This window comes from Microbacterium sp. UCD-TDU (genome assembly GCF_000340625.1).
Lineage (GTDB): Bacteria > Actinomycetota > Actinomycetes > Actinomycetales > Microbacteriaceae > Microbacterium > Microbacterium maritypicum.
Map to the genome: position 1 here is coordinate 732,740 of NZ_KB454447.1, position 16,530 is coordinate 749,269.

At 68.2% G+C, this 16,530-nt stretch carries 19 protein-coding genes and 1 tRNA gene; 11 read left to right on the plus strand and 9 right to left on the minus strand.

What is annotated here, in order from left to right; translation table 11 throughout:
- Positions 1-19 precede the first annotated feature (19 nt).
- Positions 20-1,276: an MFS transporter gene (locus D514_RS33810; RefSeq protein WP_017830821.1), complete on the minus strand. Its 1,257-nt coding sequence runs from the start codon at positions 1,274-1,276 to the stop codon at positions 20-22.
- A gap of 298 nt (positions 1,277-1,574) precedes the next feature.
- Between D514_RS33810 and D514_RS33815 the strand changes: the two genes are divergently transcribed.
- Positions 1,575-1,874: a hypothetical protein gene (locus D514_RS33815; RefSeq protein WP_017830822.1), complete on the plus strand. Its 300-nt coding sequence runs from the start codon at positions 1,575-1,577 to the stop codon at positions 1,872-1,874.
- A gap of 24 nt (positions 1,875-1,898) precedes the next feature.
- Here the strand turns inward: D514_RS33815 and D514_RS33820 are convergent, their stop codons facing one another.
- From D514_RS33820 to D514_RS33830, 3 genes are read right to left on the minus strand one after another with little or no spacing between them, the layout of a single operon-like run.
- Positions 1,899-3,083 (minus strand): acetyl-CoA C-acetyltransferase, encoded by a 1,185-nt coding sequence (locus tag D514_RS33820; protein ID WP_017830823.1) that lies wholly within the window; start codon positions 3,081-3,083, stop codon positions 1,899-1,901.
- Positions 3,076-3,744 (minus strand): CoA transferase subunit B, encoded by a 669-nt coding sequence (locus D514_RS33825; RefSeq protein WP_017830824.1) that lies wholly within the window; start codon positions 3,742-3,744, stop codon positions 3,076-3,078. Before D514_RS33825 ends, D514_RS33820 begins: the two co-directional genes overlap by 8 nt.
- A gap of 1 nt (position 3,745) precedes the next feature.
- A complete protein-coding gene (locus tag D514_RS33830) occupies positions 3,746-4,519 on the minus strand; it encodes a CoA transferase subunit A (RefSeq protein ID WP_017830825.1) in 774 nt (257 codons plus the stop codon).
- 104 nt (positions 4,520-4,623) lie between these two features.
- Between D514_RS33830 and D514_RS33835 the strand changes: the two genes are divergently transcribed.
- From D514_RS33835 to D514_RS33850, 4 genes are read left to right on the plus strand one after another with little or no spacing between them, the layout of a single operon-like run.
- Entirely contained in the window at positions 4,624-5,409 is a 786-nt protein-coding gene (locus tag D514_RS33835) for an IclR family transcriptional regulator (protein WP_031206210.1), read from the plus strand.
- 34 nt (positions 5,410-5,443) lie between these two features.
- Positions 5,444-5,881 carry a MarR family winged helix-turn-helix transcriptional regulator gene (locus D514_RS33840; protein ID WP_017830827.1) on the plus strand — a complete coding sequence of 146 codons (438 nt, stop codon included), beginning with the start codon at positions 5,444-5,446 and terminating at the stop codon, positions 5,879-5,881.
- The gene (locus D514_RS33845) at positions 5,872-7,107 is read left to right on the plus strand and encodes an MFS transporter (protein WP_031206216.1); all 1,236 of its coding nucleotides are present in this window, start codon (positions 5,872-5,874) and stop codon (positions 7,105-7,107) included. Before D514_RS33840 ends, D514_RS33845 begins: the two co-directional genes overlap by 10 nt.
- 38 nt (positions 7,108-7,145) lie before the next feature.
- Positions 7,146-7,628, plus strand: coding sequence for a YbaK/EbsC family protein (locus D514_RS33850; protein ID WP_031206219.1), 483 nt, complete (start codon positions 7,146-7,148; stop codon positions 7,626-7,628).
- 104 nt (positions 7,629-7,732) lie between these two features.
- Here D514_RS33850 and D514_RS33855 read toward each other — a convergent pair whose 3' ends face one another.
- A complete protein-coding gene (locus D514_RS33855) occupies positions 7,733-9,235 on the minus strand; it encodes an Ig-like domain-containing protein (RefSeq protein WP_017830830.1) in 1,503 nt (500 codons plus the stop codon).
- Between the two features lie 324 nt (positions 9,236-9,559).
- Here D514_RS33855 and D514_RS33860 point away from each other — a divergent pair, with 324 nt between their 5' ends.
- Positions 9,560-9,883 (plus strand): hypothetical protein, encoded by a 324-nt coding sequence (locus D514_RS33860; RefSeq protein ID WP_017830831.1) that lies wholly within the window; start codon positions 9,560-9,562, stop codon positions 9,881-9,883.
- An 86-nt stretch (positions 9,884-9,969) separates the two neighbouring features.
- Here D514_RS33860 and D514_RS33865 read toward each other — a convergent pair.
- A tRNA-Lys gene (locus tag D514_RS33865) sits at positions 9,970-10,042 on the minus strand.
- Between the two features lie 156 nt (positions 10,043-10,198).
- On the opposite strand from D514_RS33865, the gene D514_RS33870 reads away from it, so the two are divergent.
- Together D514_RS33870 and D514_RS33875 are read left to right on the plus strand one after the other, a co-directional pair.
- Complete coding sequence (locus D514_RS33870; RefSeq protein ID WP_017830832.1) at positions 10,199-10,996, plus strand: inositol monophosphatase family protein; 798 nt, start codon at positions 10,199-10,201, stop codon at positions 10,994-10,996.
- Positions 10,997-11,016: 20 nt separating this feature from the next.
- Positions 11,017-11,583, plus strand: a complete 567-nt coding sequence (locus tag D514_RS33875) for a hypothetical protein (RefSeq protein WP_017830833.1) — start codon at positions 11,017-11,019, stop codon at positions 11,581-11,583.
- Between the two features lie 23 nt (positions 11,584-11,606).
- On the opposite strand, the gene D514_RS33880 is transcribed toward D514_RS33875, so the two are convergent.
- From D514_RS33880 to D514_RS33885, 3 genes are all read right to left on the minus strand, one after another.
- A complete protein-coding gene (locus D514_RS33880) occupies positions 11,607-14,477 on the minus strand; it encodes an HAD-IC family P-type ATPase (RefSeq protein WP_017830834.1) in 2,871 nt (956 codons plus the stop codon).
- Between the two features lie 313 nt (positions 14,478-14,790).
- A complete protein-coding gene (locus D514_RS38530; protein ID WP_031206221.1) occupies positions 14,791-15,027 on the minus strand; it encodes a DUF3263 domain-containing protein in 237 nt (78 codons plus the stop codon).
- Positions 15,024-15,341, minus strand: coding sequence for a hypothetical protein (locus D514_RS33885; RefSeq protein ID WP_144053055.1), 318 nt, complete (start codon positions 15,339-15,341; stop codon positions 15,024-15,026). Before D514_RS33885 ends, D514_RS38530 begins: the two co-directional genes overlap by 4 nt.
- A 40-nt stretch (positions 15,342-15,381) precedes the next feature.
- Between D514_RS33885 and D514_RS39010 the strand changes: the two genes are divergently transcribed.
- Genes D514_RS39010 through D514_RS33900 form a run of 3 tightly spaced genes read left to right on the plus strand, consistent with a single transcriptional unit; the run spans position 15,382 to position 16,510 of the window.
- Complete coding sequence (locus D514_RS39010; RefSeq protein ID WP_186004850.1) at positions 15,382-15,555, plus strand: hypothetical protein; 174 nt, start codon at positions 15,382-15,384, stop codon at positions 15,553-15,555.
- A 54-nt stretch (positions 15,556-15,609) separates the two neighbouring features.
- Positions 15,610-15,930, plus strand: coding sequence for a hypothetical protein (locus tag D514_RS33895; protein ID WP_017830838.1), 321 nt, complete (start codon positions 15,610-15,612; stop codon positions 15,928-15,930).
- Position 15,931: 1 nt separating this feature from the next.
- On the plus strand, positions 15,932-16,510 hold the full coding sequence (locus D514_RS33900; protein WP_017830839.1) for a LapA family protein: 579 nt from the start codon (positions 15,932-15,934) through the stop codon (positions 16,508-16,510).
- Positions 16,511-16,530 lie beyond the last annotated feature (20 nt).

Consider the following 16,530-nt stretch of genomic DNA (forward strand, 5'->3'; position numbering starts at 1 on the left):
GATTTCCGCGGATCGTTCGTCAGGGCTTGACGGGAGCCGCTCGACGCTTCTCACCGCTGAGCATCCAGTTCGCGACTCCCGCGGCGAACGCGATGAAGGCGGCGACCATCGGCAGCAGGAGCGCAGCCGGAGTCCCGACGCTCTCCGCGATCTCGCCCGCGAAGGCAGCACCGATCGACTGCCCGACCACGACGCCGGAGCCCAACATGGTCATGACGGTGGCCGAGCGCCCGCGCGGGCTGCGAGCGGCGCCGAAGCTGTACTGCGTGACGAGTGTGGGGCCGATGCCGATGCCCATGATCGCGAGCGCCACCATCATGGTTCCCGGCGTGTCGACGAAACCGAGCAGGAGTGTTCCCGCCAGCAGGATGCCCGAGAAGACGAGCCACCGCGCACGCATCGAGAACGCGGCGGGAAGCCACGCGACACCGAGCGCGAGAATCGCGGAGCCGACACCCATGACGCCGTAGAGGAGGCCGGCCTGCTCTGATGCACCGCGGTCGGCCATGAACGAGGTGAGCGAGGTGAGCATCGTTCCGAAGAAGATCCCGACACCGAGGATGCCGACGACCACGATCAGCAACTGGGGCCGGAACAGCTCGGAGACGGTCGACGGCGCCTTGCCATCCGCATCCCGATCCTGCGAGACGTGCCGTCCGCTGGGGTGCAGGGCGAAAGCCCCCACGAACACCACGGTCAGCACGGCAGCTCCCACCAGCGGCGCCCATGGCGCGATCGCCGAGGCGAGGATGCCGACGAGGAAGGGCCCGAAGACGAACACGGTCTCATCGGCGGCCGACTCGTAGGCCATCGTGCCCGATACCGTCTTGGCGCGGCGTCCCTCGGGCATCCGGTCGCTGATGATCGTCACCAGACGCGAACGCGAAAGCGGCGCGACCTGCGGAGCCGTGGCCCCGATGCCGACCGCCGCGAGCAGCACGAAGCCGTCCGGGGCGGTGCCGTAGACGACGAACGTGAACAGCAGGAGCATCGCCCCGTTCGCCAGGGCGAGCACCAGCAATACGGTCCGCTGTCCGAACCGATCGGCCGCGGCTCCCAGCAGCGGCCCGAAGCAGGCGGTGCCGAGGCCGACGGCCGCGGAGGTGAGCCCGCCCAGCGACAGGGAGCCGCGAGCGGAGACGACCACCGTCAGCACGCCGACCACCATCATGGCGAACGGCAGTCGCGCGATGAAGGCGATGAGGAAGTAGGGAAGGCCGGCGAGACTCAGAAGGCTCGGCTCGGCGAGTTGCTGCGATGTTGTTGCGCGTGTCATGGCTCTCGCGCGTCGAAGACGCGATGTCGGGTGCCGCCGCTGTCCGTCGGAATGCCGACGGCCGGTAGATACACGGTTGTGCGGCCGCGGGCGAGCCGCGACCTGGCCATGATAGCGGGTGCACCCGGGGATCGGCAGGGAGACGCCGGGTCCGCTCTCCGCGCGCGCTCGACACGCACGCCGCGTTCAACTCGATCGTCTGCGAGCGCTGCGCGTCACCTGCCGCTCCCCTGCCAGGATCGTGGAGGGCTTGTCAAGGCTCGGTGCGACCGGGGGTGCGGGAAGGTACCGTGGGGGAATGCGCTACCTCTTCAGCACCGGACTTGTCGCTGCGATCTCCGCCGGGGTCTCCCTGCTGCGCGGCACCCGCGAGCAGCCCGTCACCTGGCGCGCCGTCTTGTCCTGGGTGAGTTGGGCGATCACCATGGCTCTCGCCGTCGGTGCTGTGGTGGACATGAACCGCGAGCGACGCGGAGTGCGAGTCGACGCCGATTCCCCGCAGTCGGTCAAGAAGGCGAAGAAAGCGCAGCGACTGCAGTTCCGTTCGCAGAAGGCTCTTGCCGACACGCAGGACCACGCCAAGGACGCGCGTCCCTGAGCGCGGTCCCGCCCGCGACTCCCGTCACCGGGTGAGGATGAGCGCCTCGCCCTGACCGCCGCCGCCGCACAGGCCGACGGCCGCCGTGCCTGCGCCTCGACGCGCGAGCTCGTGCGCGACATGCACCACCAGTCTGTTGCCGGAAGCGCCGATCGGATGGCCGATCGCTATGCCGCCGCCGTGGATGTTCACGACGGCCTCGTCGAGGCCGAGTTCGACCTGCGAACGCGCGACGACAGCGCCGAACGCTTCGTTGATCTCCACGAGGTCGAGATCCGAGGGGGCGATGCCCTGCTTCTCGCACGCGCGCTCGATCGCCCGTGCCGGCTGCGCCTGCAGCGAGTTGTCCGGCCCGGCCGTCTGCCCGCTCGCGCCGACGGTCACGAGCACGGGCCATCCCTTGGCCTCCGCGGTCCGTCTGGTGGTCACGACCACGGCCGAGGCGCCGTCCGAGATCGGTGAGGAGTTCCCCGCGGTGATCGAGCCGCCTTCCGCGAAAGCTGCGCGCAGCCCCGCGAGGGTCTCGACCGTGGTGTCGGGGCGCACGCCCTCGTCCTTCGTGACACGCACGGGCTCGCCGCGGCGCCGGGGAACGTCCACGGCGACGATCTCCTCATCGAACACGCCCGCTTCCTGCGCGGCGGTGGCGCGCTGATGCGAGAGCGCGGCGACGCGATCCTGCGCCTCCCGGGTGAGATCGAAACGCGCATTGTGCCGTTCGGTGGATGCCCCCATGCTCTCCCGGTCGTACGCATCCGTGAGCCCGTCGTAGGCCATGTGGTCGAGCACCTCGACGCTCCCGTAGGCCCAGCCGTCGCGCGATCCCATGAGCAGGTGGGGTGCGCGCGTCATCGACTCCATCCCGGCGGCGACCACAACCTCTGCGTCTCCGGTGCGGATCATCCGCGCCGCGTCGATGACCGCGGTCAGCCCCGAGAGGCACACCTTGTTCACGGAATGCGCGGGGACATCCCAGCCGATGCCGGCCCCGATGGCCGCCTGACGGGCCGCGTTCTGCCCGGATCCGGCGGCCAGCACCTGCCCGACGATCACCGCGTCGATGTCTGCGGGAGCGATGGAGCCCTGCTCCAGGGCTCCACGGATGGCGAAGGAGCCGAGCTGGGGGGCGGTGAACGCGGCGAGCTGCCCTTTGAGGCGTCCCTGCGGGGTGCGAGCAGCGGCGACGATGACGACGTCGTTCTCAGTCATGGTCCATGATCCTTCCGGTGAGCAGAGCGTGGGAGACGATGAGGTGTGGTTCGGTCGCGGCGATGACCTCGTCGACCGTGACATCGGGTGCGGTCTCGACGAGCACCAGCCCCTCTGCGGTCACGTCGATCACGGCGAGGTCGGTGATGATCCGATCGACCACACCGCGACCGGTCAGCGGCAGCGAGCATTCGTCGACGATCTTCGCCGAACCGTCCTTCGCGACGTGCTCCATGAGCACGATGACCCGGCCGGCCCCGTGCACGAGATCCATGGCACCGCCAGGCCCCTTCACCATCTTGCCCGGGATCATCCAGTTCGCGAGATCGCCGGTCGCGGAGACCTGCATCGCCCCGAGGATCGCCGCGTCGATCTTGCCTCCGCGGATCATGCCGAAGCTGGTCGCCGAGTCGAAGAACGCGGCGCCGGGAAGGGTGGTCACCGTCTCCTTGCCCGCGTTGATGAGGTCGGGGTCGACGGACTCCTCGCTCGGGTAGGGACCGACGCCCAGGATGCCGTTCTCCGACTGCAGGACGACGGTGACGCCGCGTGGCACGTGGTTGGGCACGAGCGTGGGCAAGCCGATGCCCAGGTTCACGTAGGCGCCGTCCTGCAGCTCGGCGGCCGCTCTGGCGGCCATCTGCTCACGGGTGAGTGCCATCTCAGGCTCCTTCCGCGGCGACCGTGCGCCGCTCGATGCGCTTGGGGATGCCGGTGCCGACCTCGACGACGCGATGCACGAAGACCCCGGGGAGGTGGATGCTGTCGGGATCGAGCTCTCCCGGCTCCACGAGCTGCTCGACCTGCGCGATGCAGATGCGACCGGCCATCGCGGCGAGCGGATTGAAATTGCGCGCCGCCTTGTTGAACACGAGATTGCCGTGGCGGTCACCGCGGGCCGCGTGCACCAGCGAGAAATCGGTGGTGATCGCCTCCTCGAGCACGAAGTCCCTCGGCTCCCCGTTCACCTCGAAGCTGCGCACGTCCTTCACCGGCGAGGCGACCGCGATCGTGCCGTCGGGGTTGTACCTGCGCGGCAGGCCCCCCTCGGCGACCTGCGTGCCGACGCCCGTCTGGGTGAAGAAACCCGCGATTCCCGAGCCGCCGGCCCTGAGCTTCTCGGCCAGGGTGCCCTGCGGGGTGAGTTCGAGCTCGAGTTCACCGCTGAGGAACTGGCGCTCGAACTCCTTGTTCTCCCCCACATACGACGACGTCATCTTGCGGATGCGTTGGGCGGCGAGCAGGACGCCAAGGCCCCAGTCGTCCACTCCGCAGTTGTTGCTCACGACGCTGAGGTCTCTCGTCCCCTGCGCCAGAAGAGCCTCGATCAAGGCGATCGGATTCCCGGACAGGCCGAACCCGCCGACCGCCAATGACGATCCGTCCTCGATGTCGGAGACGGCCGCCTCCGCTGACTCCCACTGCTTGTCGATCACGTCGGCTCCTTCGGTTCCGTGCTCTCCTCAGCATCCGTCCGGGGCAGTCGTCCGGGAAAGCCGGATCTTGCGATGTGGCCGAACCCAGAGGTAGCGTCCACATTATGGAACCCACAACCTCCGTGCCCGGCACGCAGGCGATCGCCAGGGCCGCACGTCTTCTGCGTCTGGTCACGGCCGCGGGTTCCGACGGGGCCTCACTTCAGGAGCTCGCCGTGGCCGCCGACCTCTCGCGCTCGACCGTCCACCGGCTGCTGAGCGCACTGAAGTCGGAGGGCCTGGTCGACCGCGACGGCGCGAGCACCCGGTGGATGCCGGGTCCGGAGCTGTTCCTCATGGGATCGGTTGCGGCTGCGCGGTACGACGTGACAGCACTGGCCCGGGACATCGTGCGCTCACTGGCCGTCAAGACCGAGGAGAGCGCGTTCCTCTCCGTCCGGCGCGCAGACGAGACGGTGTGCCTGCTCCGCGAAGAGGGCTCCTTCCCGATCCGCTCCTTCGTCCTCAGCGAAGGAGTGCGCTTCCCCCTCGGTGTCGCCAGCGCCGGGCTCGCCATCCTCGCTTTCCTCCCTGACCACGATGTGGATGCCTACCTGGAACGCCATCCGGAGCTCGAGGACTCGTGGGGACGCGCCCACGGTCCGCGGCCCCTTCGGACACGCCTCGCCGAGACCAAGGAACGGGGATACGCGGTCAACCCCGGTCTGATCGTCGAGGGCAGCTGGGGCCTGGGCGCTGCGGTCTTCGATCGCTCCGGCCGCCCGGAGTGGGCCCTGAGCCTGACTGGCGTCGCGTTCCGCTTCGGCCCCGACCGGATGGCCGAGCTCGGGCGGACCCTCCTCGCGCACGCGCATCAGCTCTCCGCGCGGATCTCCAGCACACGGCGGTGATCGATTACATACCATCGGGTATATACTTGCTGGTATGAATCGTGCGGATGTCATCCCCTCTCTCGTCCTCTCGGGATACGCACTCGGCCGCATCGCTGCTCAGGACGCCGGAAACGACGCCCCTGCGGCGCAGTGGCGGGTGCTGAGTCTGCTCGAGCAGGCAGGAGCCAGGCGAGTGGGTGAACTCGCCCACGCTGCGCGAACCACGCAACCCGGCATGACGCGTCTGCTCGGTGCGCTCGAGCGCGAAGAACTCGTGCGCCGCTCCCCCGATCCCGACGACTCCCGCGCGACCGTCGTCGACATCACCTCCCGAGGCACAGCAGCGCTCGCCTCGTGGCGCGCCGAGTTCCGCGAGACGCTCGCACCGAGGTTCGCCGCGTTGACCGATGCGGAATGGTCTGCCCTCACCCGCGCGGCGGAGATCCTCGCCGCGCACACCGCCACTGATCGAACAGGAGAATCTCGGTGAACACCCCCGCCACCCCCTCGGTGTGGAAGCAGCCGGCACAGGTCTGGGCCGTCGCCTTCGCCTGCGTCGTCGCCTTCATGGGAATCGGACTCGTCGACCCGATCCTCCCCGCGATCGCCGAGTCGCTCCAGGCGTCCCCGGTCGAGACGGAGCTGCTGTTCACCAGCTACCTGCTGGTCACAGGGCTCGCGATGCTCGTGACCAGCTGGATCTCCAGTCGCATCGGCGCCAAGGCCACCCTGCTCATCGGACTGGCGCTGATCGTGGTGTTCGCGCTGCTGTGCGCCGTGAGCGGCAGCGTCGATGCGGTGATCGGCTTCCGTGCCGGCTGGGGTCTCGGAAACGCCCTGTTCATCTCGACGGCGCTGGCGACCATCGTCGGCGCAGCCTCCGGGGGCAGCAGCGCGGCGATCGTCCTGTACGAAGCGGCGCTCGGCCTCGGCATCGCCGTCGGTCCGCTCCTCGGCGGTCTCCTCGGTGAGCAGAGCTGGCGCGGACCGTTCTTCGGCGTCGTCGTGCTGATGGCGATCGCCTTCGTCGCCGTGCTCGTCCTCCTGCGCGGACCCCGGGAGAAGCGGGTCCCCGTGAAGTTCTCCGCCCCGTTCACCGCCCTGCGACGCCCCGCACTCGCGGTACTGGCGATCACGGCCCTGTTCTACAACATCGGCTTCTTCGTCCTGCTCGCGTTCTCACCGTTCCCCCTGGGCTTCGGCGCGATGGGCATCGGCCTCACGTTCTTCGGCTGGGGTGTCGCACTCGCCGTCACCAGCGTCTGGGTCGCACCGCTCCTCATGCGCAGGATGCCCCGCACCCGCATCATCCTGGTCGTGCTCCCCCTGCTGGCGATCGATCTCATCGCCGCGGGACTCCTGGTGGCGAACGCCGCCGCGCTGGTCGCGTGCATCGTCGTCGGCGGACTCCTCCTCGGCGTGATGAACACCGTGCTGACCGAAGCGGTGATGGAGGCGACCGACCTCCCCCGCTCTGTCGCATCCTCGGCATACTCGGCCGTCCGCTTCCTCGGCGGCGCGATGGCTCCCCCGATCGCGGCGTTGCTGTGGCACGCGTTCAACGCGACGGTGCCCTACCTGTTTGCCGCCGCCTCGGTGCTTCTCGCCGCCCTCACCGTCCTCCTCGGACGCCGGGCACTGGCCCACATCGACGACGAGCCCGCGGACACCACAACGGAAGACGCCGCCGCCATCCTCGTCGGTGACGCCGCCTGAGTCGGCACGGCCGAACGCTCCTTGGATATCGTGGGGCGATGAGTGAAACGGCTTCTCTCCCCGAACGCAGCAGGATCGTGCAGCAACACCTCGCGGAAGCGGGCGTCGACACCGTGATCCGTGTGCTCCCCGACTCGGCGCGCACGGCGGCGGAGGCCGCGACGGCGATCGGATGCGAGGTGTCGGCGATCGCCAACAGCCTCGTGTTCCTCGCCGACGGCGCGCCCGTTCTGGTGATGACCAGCGGCGGACACCGCGTCGATCTCGTCACTCTGACGAGCAGTATCGGGGTGGACGAGGTGTCCATGGCCCCGGCGTCCATCGTCCGCTCGGCCACGGGCCAGGCGATCGGTGGCGTCGCGCCCGTCGGGCACCCCACACCGCTTCGCACCTACATCGACGAAGAGTTGCAGCACCACGAGACGCTCTGGGCGGCCGCGGGGCACCCTCACACCGTCATGCCGTTGACCTTCGAACAGCTCCGCACGATCACCGAAGGCACGGTCATCTCGGTGGCCTGACTGGCACAGCACCACGGCCCCTCGCGAGTCGCAGGCACACACGGAAGCGGTGAGGCCGGTGCCCAGGAGCGGGAAGCTCCTCGGCACCGGCCTCGCGCGATCGATCAGTCCTGGGTGACGCGCGCACGAGCGCGCACGGCTCCGAGAACGGTGAGCGCCATACCGAGCACCAGCGCCGCGCCACCGGCCCAGAGCATGCCGGCGGGCACATTCCCTCCGGTGGTGGCCAGCGACGATCCGCCCGTGAGCGGCAGCTCGGTCGGTGGCGTGACGACGGTCGGTGGTGTCGTCGGCGGAATCACCGGCGGCGTCGTGGTGGCTGTGTTGGTGAGGGTGACTGCGATCGTGGTGCCGGTTCCGACGGTGAGCTGAGCTCCCCCATCGGCCAGCGTGGTGACCCCTGCTCCTGAGAACACGGGCGCACCCCACTCGATTCCGTCGAGGGCCGGCGGAGTCAGCTCCGACAACGTCACGACGGTCCCCGCCGGCAGCTGGATGAGCGGCGCAGTGGCCCCGGCCGTGACGGTGACGGTGCGTTCGACGACCGGATCGCCGTAGCTGTATCGCACCGTGTACTCGGCATCGGCCGGCACGCCGGACGCACCGGATCCGCCGACGAGCTTGGTCACGCTGAACGCACCGGTCGCGTCGCCGTCCCCGGTCCCCCCGCCCGTGACCGTCCACACCCTCGTCTCCTTGAGCTTGACGCCGTTGACGTCGGCCGTGTTGGCGAAGGTCGCGCCATCCGCCTGCGAACTCGGCACGGTGAAGTACTTCACGAAGTACATCCGCGTCGGGTCGATCGGTCCAGGGATCTCGAGGTGGAAGGAGGTGCCGTCGGCGTTCCAGGATCCGGTCCAGTTCGTGATCGGCTGCGGATCCTGGTCCTGCATCGTCGTGCTCCACACCACGAGCTGACCGTCTTCGTTGTGATGCTCCGCGAGCCCGTCGCCCGCACCGGTGAGGGTGTCGTCGACCACGATGGATTCCGCACCCTCGAAGCTCGCACCGGGCAGCAACAGCTGCCACGCGATCCTGCCGTCAGCGGTCTGCCACGACCACTTCTGCGGGTCGGTGGGCAGCGGCGAGGACGGGCCGATGCCGCCACCGGGGATCTCGACCGGCGTGATGGTGCCGTCGACCGTGAACTCCACCGTGTTCTCCGTCGTCTGCTCGTCGGCCGAGGCGACGAACCACAGCGATCCGGTCACCCCGGTGCGCCCGTTGACGTAGTCGGTGAGCGTGCATGTCACGACCGGAGAGGCATCGGAGCTCACGCTGCACTCGGCGATCGGCTTGCTCGGGTCCTCGGCCGAGGGCACGGAGAACGTCGTCCCGGCCCGCGCGAACTCCTTCGGGAGCGTGAATCCGAAGGTCTGACCGCCGACGGCCCCATCCGGCACCGTCCAGTCGGCGTCGACACGCACCCGGTCCCACTGCGACACGCCGCCACCACCGCCCACGGTCGTCACGGTGATCGACGACGGATCGATGGCCGCCGGATAGTCGTACTCCGCCGCCGAAGCGGCCCCCGCCCCTGCGAGAGTGATCACGGTGGTGAGCACTGCAGCTGCCGCGGCGATGATCGCGGTCGTCTTTCGGCGCACGCCGGCGCCGCCTCTTCTCTCGTGCAAGATCTTCCCCAGTTTCTTGATGGCCCCACTCCTCCGGCGCGGCTGCTGCGCAGCTGTGCTTCCGAAGGCGCGAGGCGTGTGTCCCCACCTGAGAGACAACGTCGGGGCCGATCCATTACGCGATACCGCCAGATTCCCCACACGGACCCGACCCGGAACCACGACGGGATCGACGACAGCACCTCGGCAGCGGAGGAAGCTGGCCGTACCGGACGCGACCGGAGCACATCATCCGTGCGCGACAACGCATGCGGTGCGTGCCAGAATCGCCCTACGCGAACCCATTGGAGGCGGCACATGAACGTTCAGCAGCGGGGCTGGGCTGTGACCGGCCTCCTACTCGGCGGCGCATCCATACTCCTGGGTGGTACCGTGCTCGCCGTCATTCAGGGAGCTCAGATCATCGGCATGGGAGTGCAGGTGCTCTTGGCTTGGTTGAGCTACGTACCGATCTTTGCCGAACCGAATCCGAGGCAGATTCCGACGTATGACTTCTTCTGGCCGTTGCTTGCTCTCCTCGGCGGCGTTGCCGCCTTCTTCCTCGGCTGGGTGGTCATAATCAGGGGTGCGTCGCTCGCTTGGCCCACGCGATTCGACCGTTCCCAGCAGAACGCATCCTGACTGCGGCACGGGCGGCATCGTTGCCCGCCGGAGCCTGAAAAGCAGAAAAGCCCCGGAAACTGGCGAGAGTTTCCGAGGCTAATCCGTGCACCCCCTGGGACTTGAACCCAGAACCCACTGATTAAGAGTCAGTTGCTCTGCCGATTGAGCTAGAGGTGCGTGGCCCGGGATAACCCCGACCGAGGAATTACATTACCAGCCGACCGGGTCCATGTGAAATCGAGCTCGGACCCCGGGCGCGCCGCCCCGGAAACGGCGTCGAAACATGGCCTTTCGGCCCTCCGACGGCGTGGACCCGACGACTATTCTTAGACCGTGACCACCTCCCCCCACGCCGAAGCCCTGCGCCACGACCTCGAGCTCGCCCTCCGCCTGGCCGATGCCGCCGATGCGCAGTCGCTCCCCCGGTTCGATGCCTCGGACCTCGAGATCTCGACCAAGGCCGACAACTCCCACGTGACGGACGCTGATCTCGCCACCGAGCGTGCGATCCGCAGCATCCTCGAGACCGAGCGTCCGGAGGACGGCATCTTCGGCGAGGAGTTCGGCGCTCAGGGCAGCACACAGCGACAGTGGATCATCGATCCGATCGACGGAACGGCCAACTTCCTTCGTGGCGTCCCGCTCTGGGGCACGATGATCGCACTCGCGATCGACGGCGTCCCCCAGATCGGCGTCGTCAGCATGCCGGCGCTCGGGCGACGCTGGTGGGCATCAGAAGGACAAGGCGCCTGGACGACCGTCGAGGGCGAAGCGCGCCGGCTGCGCACCTCGTCCGTCTCCTCTCTCGACGACGCGAGCGTGAGCTTCCAGAGCATCGCGCAGTGGGCGGAGGCCGACCGCCTCGACACGCTCCTGACCGTCGCTGAACGAGTCTGGCGCGACCGCGCCTACGGAGACGTCTACTCCTACATGCTCCTCGCAGAGGGGCGCCTCGACATGGTCGCCGAGTTCGGCGTCAAGGAGTACGACATCGCCGCAGCGGTGCCGATCGTCCGCGAAGCCGGCGGACGGATGACGGCTGTCGACGGAACCGAGACGATCTCCTCGCGGTCGACACTTGCCACCAACGGAACACTTCACGGTGACTTCCTGACCCTGATGCAGAGCTGACCCGAACGACGAGGACCGCGATGAACCCCCGGATCATGTCCGCCGCTGCGGGCGTGCTGCTGCTCGCCGCGGCCCTCAGCGCGTGCTCTGCACCGGAACCACGGCCCTCGTCGACGCCTGAAGCCGTCGACCCCCGCCCGACCGAGACCACCGCCCCCGTGAGCTCTCCGACACCCGAGGCGCCCGAAACGGAGCTGACCTGCGAATCGATGATCTCGGCGGGCACGGTCGCAGCCCTCGCCGAGGCCGGCTGGACGGCCGAGACGAAGGAGTTCGTCGCCGGGGGCGTCGAGCTGACCGAGGGGCTGCTGTGCTTCTGGGCCGACTACACCGTCGGCTCCGACCACGGGCAGCTCTACGGCTGGTCGGCCATCGACGACGCCGATGCCGCCTCGGCGCAGTCCGCTCTCCTCGCCGAGGGCTGGAAGCGCGAGGACGGAGCGGACGGTGTCTACTTCACCGAAGACCCCAGATACGCGATGGGTACGGATGATGACGGCTACGGGATGACCTACCTGTTCGGCGACGGCTGGGTGCGCCTCGCCGACACTCGGCAGGGGCTCATCCTCATCGAGTGGCCTCGCTGAGGAGGAGCCGACGTCAGCGCCCGCTACGGGGCCGCTGAACCCATCGAGCTCTCGAGGATGCGTCCGAAGGTGCGCGACACCGGCGGCGTCCACAGCAGAACGATGATCCCGGCTGCGAACGCGGCCGTCAGGGCGGCTCCCCAGTCCCAGCGGTCCCCGAAGGCGAGCACGATCACGCTGAGCGCGATCGCGAGCCCGAGGAAGATCGTGAGCATGAGGCGCGAGAGTCCGCTCCCCCGGCGGATGCCGGCGGCGACCGCGAAGACGAGGAGGCCGAACAGCGCGATGGCCGCCCCGGTGAGGGAGAACACCGAGGCGCTCACATCCGGGTCGTAGCGTCCCAGGAACACCAGGATGCCGAACCCGGTCGCCACGGCGCCGAAAGCGTACGCCAGGACGGCGACCACGGTCGTGATGACGCCGGCGACGACCCGGGGAGCGGATACCGGCGGTGCGGATGCACTGGTGGCGACGCCCGGATCCTTCCGCGACGGCGGCGACAGCACGAGGCGGCGGTGCAGCAGCCGCACGACCTCGATCGCGGCGACCATGACGATCGTGATCCCGGTGAGCGCGACGGCGAGCTCCAGCCCGGGGTCGACGAGCACGAAGAACTGTCTGGCCAGCGGAATGCTGAATACGGCGACGAGCAGGATGAACATCGCCCCCACGACGGCCACCTTGAACCGGTTGAGCGGGCGCGCGAGGACAGCCAGCACCCAGATGCCCACGACGGCGAGGATGACCGTGGCTCCTGTGCGCAGCTGCTCCTCGCGCACGCCCAGTCCGTGCGCGACGAACGTGTACCAGGTCAGTCCCAGGGCGACGACGATACCCGAAGGGATCGCGAAGCTGAGTGACCGCCTGAGGAACCCCGGGACGTAGCGCGCCGCGTTGGGCATGAGCGCGAGGAAGAAGGCGGGGATGCCGATGGTGAGGCCGTCGGTGATGGACAGCTGACGCGGCAGGAATGGGAACTCCAGGACGAATGCACCGAAGATGATCGCCAAGAGCGTCGCATAGACCGTCTTGTTCAGGAACAGCATCGACACGCGCTCGATGTTCGCGATGACCTGGCGCCCCTCGGCGACGACATCCGGCAGGTGCGAGAACTGTCCGTCCAGCAGCACGAGCCTGGCGACGGCCTTGGTGGCGGGCGAGCCCGAATTCATCGCGATCCCGATGTCGGCCGCTTTGATGGCGAGGGCATCATTGACGCCGTCGCCGGTCATCGCGACGGTGTGCCCGTGACTCTGCAGCGCCGTGACCATGCGCTTCTTCTGCTCGGGGGTGACGCGTCCGAACACCGTGTGCCGGTCGAGCACGTCGGCGAGTTCGGCATCGTCTTCGGGAAGCCCCCTGGCATCGAACCCTTCGGCGACGTCGAGACCGACCTCGCGCGCGATGGCTGCCACGGTGCGAGGGTTGTCGCCCGAGATGATGCGGATGCCGACCTGCTGGAGCCCGAAGTATGCGAGGGTCTGCGCAGCGTCGGGGCGCACCTGCTCCCTGAAGGTGAGCACGATGATGGGCCTGAGACCGTCAGGGAGCCGTTCGGCATCGACATCGGCTTCGGAGAGCGCCGAGCCGGCGTAGCCGAGGACCAGCGTGCGTCGGCCGGTCTCTGCCAACGCCGTCACGGTGCGACCGAGCTGCGTGGCCGATGACGTCGCCGCATCACCGAACACCATCTCCGGCGCCCCCACGACCCATGTCCCAGGCACCTCGGCGAACGAGACCGCGCTCCACTTGCGTGCGGACGAGAACGGGATGTAGCCCGAGACGACGACCGGCGAGATGACCGGGTAGGCCGTTCGCATCGACCGTGCGGTCGCGTTCGCATCGGGCGACGCGGCGTACCACGCCAACACCGCCGCCGCGTCCTCCTCCTGCGGCGAGGTGAGCCCGTCGAGGCGGTGCGCCTCGTCGAACCCGATCTCGCCGACTGTGAGCGTGCCGGTCTTGTCGAGGCACACCACGTCGACGCGCGCGAGGCCTTCCACCGCCGGCAGCTCGTTCACCAGCACCTGCCTGCGGGCGAGCCGTGACGCTCCCACCGCGAAGGCGATGCTCGTCATGAGGACGAGGCCGAGTGGGATCATCGCCGTCAGCGAAGCGATGGTGTTCACGACCGCCTGCACCCAGGCGCCGCTCGAGAAGACCGTGGAGTAACCGCCGAGAACGATGATCTGCGCGTTGAGGACGAGAAGCCCGACCGGGCCGATGATCCAGCTGACCCACTTCAAGACCCGATTGACCGATGTGCGCAGCTCACTGGAGACGAGAGAGAAGCGCTTGGCCTCACCCGCGAAGTGGTTCGCATAGGAGTCGGCGCCCACGCGTGTCGCGGTCGCGGTTCCCTCTCCCGCAACGACCACGGCTCCCGAGAGCGCGTCGTCGCCGGGCTGCTTCTCCACCGGGTCCGACTCCCCCGTGAGCATCGACTCGTCGATCTGGAGCCCTCGCGCGGTGAGGACCCGCGCGTCGGCCGGCACCTGCTCGCCGGCCCGGAACACGAGGACATCGTCGAGGACGACCTCTCCCGGAGCGACCTCGACCTCCTCACCGTCTCGGAGGACCAGCGCGCGCGGTGCGTTCATCAGGGCGAGACGGTCGAGTGCGGATTTCGCCCGGAACTCCTGCACGCACCCGATGATCGCGTTCGCGAACGCCGCGAGTCCGAAGAGGGCATCCTGCCATCGCCCGACGAGGAACAACACGAAGAAGCAGGCGAAGACGATGCCGTTGAAGAGGGTGAACACGTTCGCACGCACGATGCTCCACGCGCTGCGACTCGTATCGGCGACGAACGCATTGGTCTTGCCGGCGGCGACGCGTTCGGCGACCTCGGTCCTGGTGAGACCGCTCGTGGCTAGTTCCGAAATGTTGTCCACAGACCTCAATATAGAGCGCCCCCGGCTGCTTTCGACCGCGTCGCGATGCCTTCGCACCCGAGCGAAGGCATCGGGTCGTTCTCGTGTTGCCGCCCCCGACGCAGAAAGGCCCGCCTCTCCCGGTTTCCGGGGAGAGGCGGGCCTCATTCCTGTGTGACAGCGACGTGGTGGAGCTGGGGGGAATCGAACTATGCCTCGCTCCGCACTCTGGCGTCACGGCCGCGAGATCACGCGGCGGAAGCGTGGGTAAGCGAAAGTTGAAGGCGGCACGTGATGGGGCGAACGGTGGGCAAAATGTGGGCACCGGCCAGGATCATGCGGCGGCGCGCATGCGGCGATCGCGCGCGGCCGCGCGGCTCTCCGCCTGATCTCGAACCCGACGCGCGGTGATCGGCTCCGCAGCGATCCCCTCGAGCGAGACAGCCGCGCGATGGAGCAACTGGTAGTAGCGCGCCGGCGTCAGCCCGAGCTCGCCTCGAATCACCTCGCACTTGTCGGGAGTATGTCCTGGCCACCGAGATTCAAATGCGAGCAGCTCGGCCGGGCTCACTCGGGAAAGGCGGACTCGTCGACTTGCGCGACCGCCTGCGCGATGATCGCCTGCGTTTCCGCATCGCTCAAGCCGAGGCGCTTCGAGAGTGATCGCAAGACCGTGAAGGTAACGACGGCGCCAGCCTCGACCTGCTTGCCCATTAGGACTGCGAAGACCGCAGGGTCGCCCGCCGCCGTCTGCGCGTGCTCACGGACGATGGAAGCCACCTGCTGAGTGCGCGCCTTCTCATCCCCGGCAACGAATGCGGTGACGATGCCGGCGTGTGCACGGGTCATTTCTGCGCGCGCCGCGCGAGAGACGTGATGAGTCATGGCACTACCCTGCACCAAGCCTCCGACATACGCTGTCCGGATGGACGACCTCGATCTCGTGCAACCTCGCTGCCCCAACTGCGGCACAGTAATGGTCGACGATCGCCGGGGTTTCTGGTGCGAGCATTGCCGATACCTCGATGACCACGCCGCCGAGTTCGCCGCCGTCGTGGTCCCGCCCGACTTCGACGGTCCAGGCATCCGCGGTGGCTGACGTCCACGCGCCGACGTACACTCATCATCTCGGCCGGAGAAAGGACATCCGGCCATGCCCTCACGAGGACTCTCCCCCGACGTCGCTCTGAGCGTCACGCTCGACGCGATCTGCTCCCGCAACCGGTACACCGTCGACCCTGCACCCGTGATCGCAGAGTTGCTCGCGACAGCCGGTGACCGCGACGACATTCTCGCCGAGTCCGTAGGAACGTGGGTGGGCTACTTCGAGGACGCCGACATCATCACGCTCACCACGGCGCTACGCACGCTTCCAGGCTTGGACCCGTGGATCGCGCTCGGCCAGCACCGACGGTCGATGCCCGATCACCGCACGCCGAGCGTGGTCGGGCACAGCTCCACTCTAGGGTTGTGAGATGCTCATCGTCTCCGTCGTCCTGGCAGCCACCACTCCCCCGTCAGCTGCCAACCCGGGATCCTGGACCCTCACACTCGACACGCTGATCGCGGGCCTTGGCGCCCTAGTTACGATCGTGCTGACGGTTCTCGCGCTCCTGCAGACGAAGCGCGGAAACGCCTTGCAGATGGAAGCGCACCGCCTGCAGAAGGAAGTTCATGACGCACAGGAACGACTCGACGCGCGGCAACGGCGCTTCCGCCTATACCAGGCGATGCTCACCTACATCGACGTCGTTGAAACCGGACGCCACCCGGCCGACGAACACGACGCGATGGTGATGACCTCTGTCGAGAACGGATTCGGACACGACGCCCCCGTCCTGCAGTGGGTGGAGATAGAGGGTGCTGAGCTTGCCGAGTTCTACCAGCGCGTCGAACGAGACGACGCTGGCCGCAACGTCTCGCCGGAGACCTTCTGGGATCACGTCGCGGCGAAGTTGGCTCTCCGGCGTCGCCTCTCCCACTGGGTGGACACTGGCGACTACCCAAGAGACAAGACGTGGTATGAGGTCCCTGATACCCCAGCGACGCAATGAAGGCGGACACCGTCCGGCCC